The following is a 4465-nucleotide window of genomic DNA, read 5'->3' as shown; positions in this document are numbered from 1 at the left end:
CCAACCTCGCCATCTATCTGTGCAACTGCTAATAATTTATGGGGGCGTTCACTGTTTGTGAATTTAATCTCATCTAGGCGAATATTAAGTGTCTGGGCTTTCCAGATTAGGGGATGCCCGTAGCGGGTGAGGTTGGTAATTTCAAGTTGCGTTCCTGAATCCGTTTGAATAATTGCGCTAGGGCCAGACTCTGTTTCTCGCCGCCTTGAGGCACGAACCGCAGCGTTGAACTTCAGATCAAACTCGTACTTGGCGGCGATCGCTGCAAATCTTTGTTGTGGTGTAAATTCTACTCCTTTGAACAAATCTTTAAACTGGACGATGGGACGTGATTCTAACTGTGATTCTTGAAAATATTTATTGGTTTGGCTAATTAATAATTCTACTGGTGAGTAGCCGTTTGGTGTTATCCCCGTGCTTAAATAAACTGACGAAGATTTCTTATCTTTAATATAATTAACATCACGATACAAATAGCGGCTGTTCTCCCTGATTAAATTCATCTCAGGTTTTTTAGCGCTTTTGAATAAATCAACCGCTATTTGGTTTTGATAACATCCCTCACAAATCATTTCTCGGTACATCAGGCGGTTAACATCCATCGCCTGCTGAATAATCTCTGGAGTTCTTTGACCCAAAGCAAATTCAACAAACCCTTGCATATAAGATTTATATTCTTCTCGGATTAACTTTGGCTCTTTCTGGTGTTCTTGCTCAAATAGGGCCTTATAATGACTAGAAACTTTGTCTAAATAAGTTGATTGTTGTTCGATAGTCCCATAAGTTTTAAGTACCTCAATTTCCGATTCTAATGCTTCCAGTGCAGTAACTTGATTGTTGATTATGCCCACGCTGATGCTATCACTCATGTGAATAGCGATTTTTTCAAAAGGGGGCTGGGTTCCATCTTCCAAATAAAATGATTGTTTTTTAAGCTTAACCGTGGGCAAATAGGCGTTTTGGGGAAGATTTCTTCGCTTTGCCTCTGCTGTCAGATTGGGATACAAGCTGGCTTTTGCTACACCAATGCAGTCACCATCGTAGTCTCGTGCCTGGCGTTCTGATTCGGTTTCGAGAGGATTGACTTCGTTGTGTTCAATGCCTTGAGTTTCTAGCGCCTCAATCCTAGCAAGTATACGTTTGTGGTCTTCATCGTTGACTACAATTATTCCTTGCAATGGTTCACCGTCTGGAGCTAAACGGTCTAAAACATGTTTATTGGTAGATACACACAAACCATTAGAGTTGAGAAAGGGAGAACGAAAGTTTAATACTTTTTCCTTTTCATCCATCCAAGAGACACAGATTTCACCATTTTTTAGTTCTTTGGATGGGATAATCATTCCTCGATCAAATGTTAAAGTTCTCCCAAGTGCTATATCTTTCCACTCACTTTGGACAAATTTACTCAGTTCTTGTTTGACTTTTTCAGTTTCTAAAAGCTGATTATGTCCCCCAACTAAATCAGCCTTTATGAGTTTATACATTAACAAATCATCTTTTGGGAATTCATTATTTTCATCGATTGCCTCATATTCTCCATTAGCATCATTCGATGTCACTAGTTCTAATTGTTTAGCTAATGAGCCATCAGCAGATGCAGGAGTAATTTGTTTTTCTAAAGATGCTTTTTGTGGCTCGGTGAAAGCCTTACGTTTTTCGTATCTCTCACAGTAAAGTTGTGCAACAATCCTTGGGTCGTACTGATTTTCGGCTAGCTTTTGAGCCTGTGCCTCTAGCTCCTCAGCGAAATCTTTGATCCCTTGGGGAAATGATGCCAACAGTTGGGATATAGCTGTCTGTCCCCGTTCTGACTGAGACTTCTCACCTAACCAGACTTTTTGTTGATATAGCCCTGGTTGAATTTGGGGTTTACTAGCACCATTGGGATTATCTTTGTCTGTACCTTTAAAACTGGATATGGGAATGATTAAGTCGATTTTGGGTGTATTCTCTTGCCAAGACAACTCTTCTAGTTTAAATGGTCGTAGAGTTCCTTTACCAAAACGGTATTTAGTATCTTCTCCATCGCCTTCTCTCCAACCAAAGCGATGCTGAATCACTCGATAACTTTTATCTTCATATTCTTTTGTTTTAGTTAATTTTACATAAGCTTCATTTGAAATCTGTCCATAACAGTCTCCCACTAATTTAAAGGCATCTTGGTCTTTAAGAAAGCCTCCATTTTCCCCCGTATTATCATCTACGACTAAGATGTTTAACCGTTCATTAATTGAATTTTTACAAGCACCTAAAAAAATTGAACCGTAAGCACCTCTATCTTTTCTATCAGGGCATAATTTCTCAATTACTTCTAAGCATTCTGGAGAACCATACAGAAGCCTGGTTTTAGAAGATAATAAAAGAATATGTCCCTCTGGGTGATTTTGTAAATCTTCTGGTTTACTATATTCATCAATATGTCCAAAAGAAAAATCTTTATTTGGAAAGTATGATTCTAATAGAGTATTGTCTATTTTCTCAGTTAAAATTGAATCAGGATTTTTTTTGTCTCCGTCATCATGAATCCATTGATTTAACCTTGTATCAAAGTGTTTGAATTCTAGAGCCATACATTTATTTAAATTTGGAAAAATTCTTGGGGGGTAAATATGTCAAGATTAAAACGTTGGTTAAATATGAACCAAGAAAAAGTCTGTGGAGATGGTTCTTTAAAACCAGAGTATCTTCAGCAGTTAATTGCTGATAATATGCGTCCTGAAATGATCGATAAACATGCTCAAATCTTGAAGAATAGGTATCTTGAGTTAGAACATCTAGATGAAACTGACCCAGAACTAAGGCCAGTCTACACGGCATACGATTTCTTCACCCCAACAGAGAAAATACAGTTCAACCCTGACGGTTCTCTTAAACAGGAGTACTTTGAATCTGAGCTTAAAAAGGGTACAAGCCTTGGGTGGCTAGAAGAAATGGAACGACGCAAGAAAATAGAAATTGATGATTACAACAAAGTATCTGCTAAACACGCAGAACAGGGTATTAATTTTGGTGCATGGCAGATGAGGGGAAGGATGGAAGATAGCAGAACATACGTCCAACGTCGGCAACAGATGGAGCAAGACCTGCGTAACTTTGAAGATGTTGACAGTTTGCCTTTCGACAAGGACACAGCATATTAAGCTCACCCTAAGCAGAGCGAGTGGTAATATAAGCTGAAAGCATTATCAAACAGTGCTTTCAGCTTTTTGCGTTGAATTTCTGACGCTGCCTGACCATTTGGATTAACGCTGTTGGGTAGTAGGTGGGTTAGCAGCTGCCGATGGTTTGACAGAGCGAAACGCCCCGTTAAAAAAAGGCAATCATTCCTAAAATGGCAAAGGCTGTAATGATTAATATGTGCAGTGAATTGAATGCCGAGCATTCTCTGACTACTTCAGCCCACATTACTTTCAGTTGATCTTCCATTGTCTGCCTGGGCGAAAAAGCGAATTGTTTGGTTAATTGGCTTGCCGTTCTATAGTTGGAGGGATTACCCCAGACGACCGCACAACTGACTTGTTGGAAGCGGCGGCAAGGAACGCAAACATCCCTAAAATAGCAAAAGACGTAATAATCACTTGCTGTAGGGAGGCAAATACTGACCTTTCTTTTTCCTTTTGGACAGTAATGCGATTGATATTTTGCTGAAATGCCGACAAATATAGATAATCTAATACTTTCTCACACAAGGTAGGGTCTTCACCTATCTGTACTTTCTGGCACAGGAGAATTTCTAGATGCTCCCGGCGGCGAGAGCTTGTAGACAAATCGCGCTCATCCCACAGTTTTACTTGGGTTGTATCTAAAGGTCTATTAATACCTAATAAAGTCATACTATGGCCTTCTTTAGTTGTTGAGTTAGTTGAGGGAACAGGTGTAATCGATAATTCAATTACACCCTAGTAGTCTGTCAACCCAAAGATGCGCTTGTGAGGGCTGGGGAAAGGGGAAGGGGTAAGGGGTAAAGGATTTAAAACCTTTCCCCTTTTCCCTTTACCCTGCCAAGTCACGAAAGCGAACTACTAGTGTGCTTTTTGAAAAATGGAACTCGTATCTAACTTAAGAAGTTTAAATATGCTTTCAAAAAAGAACTAGCAACTTGAGTACTGAAAAAATCAAAGCTCAGGTTGCTAGTAAAGTTTGAGAATATATGCTATATTTCCCAATCTAAATCTTCAGTTGGAGATGGAGATAAAACCTGTGCCTTGGGTGGTGGCTGGGGTGTATCTGGCTGCAATGGATTCGTCCCATCCTGAAATATAACAGTCGCCAAAGTCCGTCCATCGCCGTCAATGTCGCTTGCTAGAAAATACTCTAAAACCTGCGGTGACGCACCATCAATTACTGCTTGTGCCAATAAGCTTTTAATGAATTGCGGGGATGCTTCACTATCCGCCAGAATCTTTAAGGTCTGTTCGGCATCTTGGACGGTCATCTGAGAAATATTTTTTACACCTGCTTC

Annotated in this window: 3 protein-coding genes and 1 pseudogene; 1 reads left to right on the top strand and 3 read right to left on the bottom strand. The window is 39.8% G+C overall.

Annotated elements, in window-relative coordinates; genetic code table 11:
- Positions 1-2573 (bottom strand): annotated as a pseudogene (locus H6G26_RS39010) (hypothetical protein); the annotation flags it as partial.
- Positions 2574-2612: 39 nt separating this feature from the next.
- Between H6G26_RS39010 and H6G26_RS39005 the strand changes: the two are divergent.
- The gene (locus tag H6G26_RS39005; RefSeq protein WP_190737165.1) at positions 2613-3143 is read left to right on the top strand and encodes a hypothetical protein; all 531 of its coding nucleotides are present in this window, start codon (positions 2613-2615) and stop codon (positions 3141-3143) included.
- A 318-nt stretch (positions 3144-3461) separates the two neighbouring features.
- Here H6G26_RS39005 and H6G26_RS39000 read toward each other — a convergent pair whose 3' ends face one another.
- Positions 3462-3836: a hypothetical protein gene (locus tag H6G26_RS39000; protein WP_190737163.1), complete on the bottom strand. Its 375-nt coding sequence runs from the start codon at positions 3834-3836 to the stop codon at positions 3462-3464.
- Between the two features lie 320 nt (positions 3837-4156).
- On the bottom strand, positions 4157-4465 hold a 309-nt coding region (locus H6G26_RS38995; protein WP_190737161.1), incomplete at its 5' end, for a hypothetical protein.

Origin of the sequence: Nostoc sp. FACHB-888, assembly GCF_014696655.1 — a bacterium.
Lineage (GTDB): Bacteria > Cyanobacteriota > Cyanobacteriia > Cyanobacteriales > Nostocaceae > Nostoc.
Note: the sequence above shows the minus strand (reverse complement) of the source record. Positions and strands in the feature narration are given on the sequence as shown.

What these genes read in the sequence shown, in the direction of transcription:
- H6G26_RS39005 (WP_190737165.1), top strand. Translation starts at nt 2,613, where the DNA reads ATGTCAAGATTAAAACGTTGGTTAAATATGAACCAAGAAAAAGTCTGT.
- H6G26_RS39000 (WP_190737163.1), bottom strand. Translation starts at nt 3,836, where the DNA reads ATGACTTTATTAGGTATTAATAGACCTTTAGATACAACCCAAGTAAAA.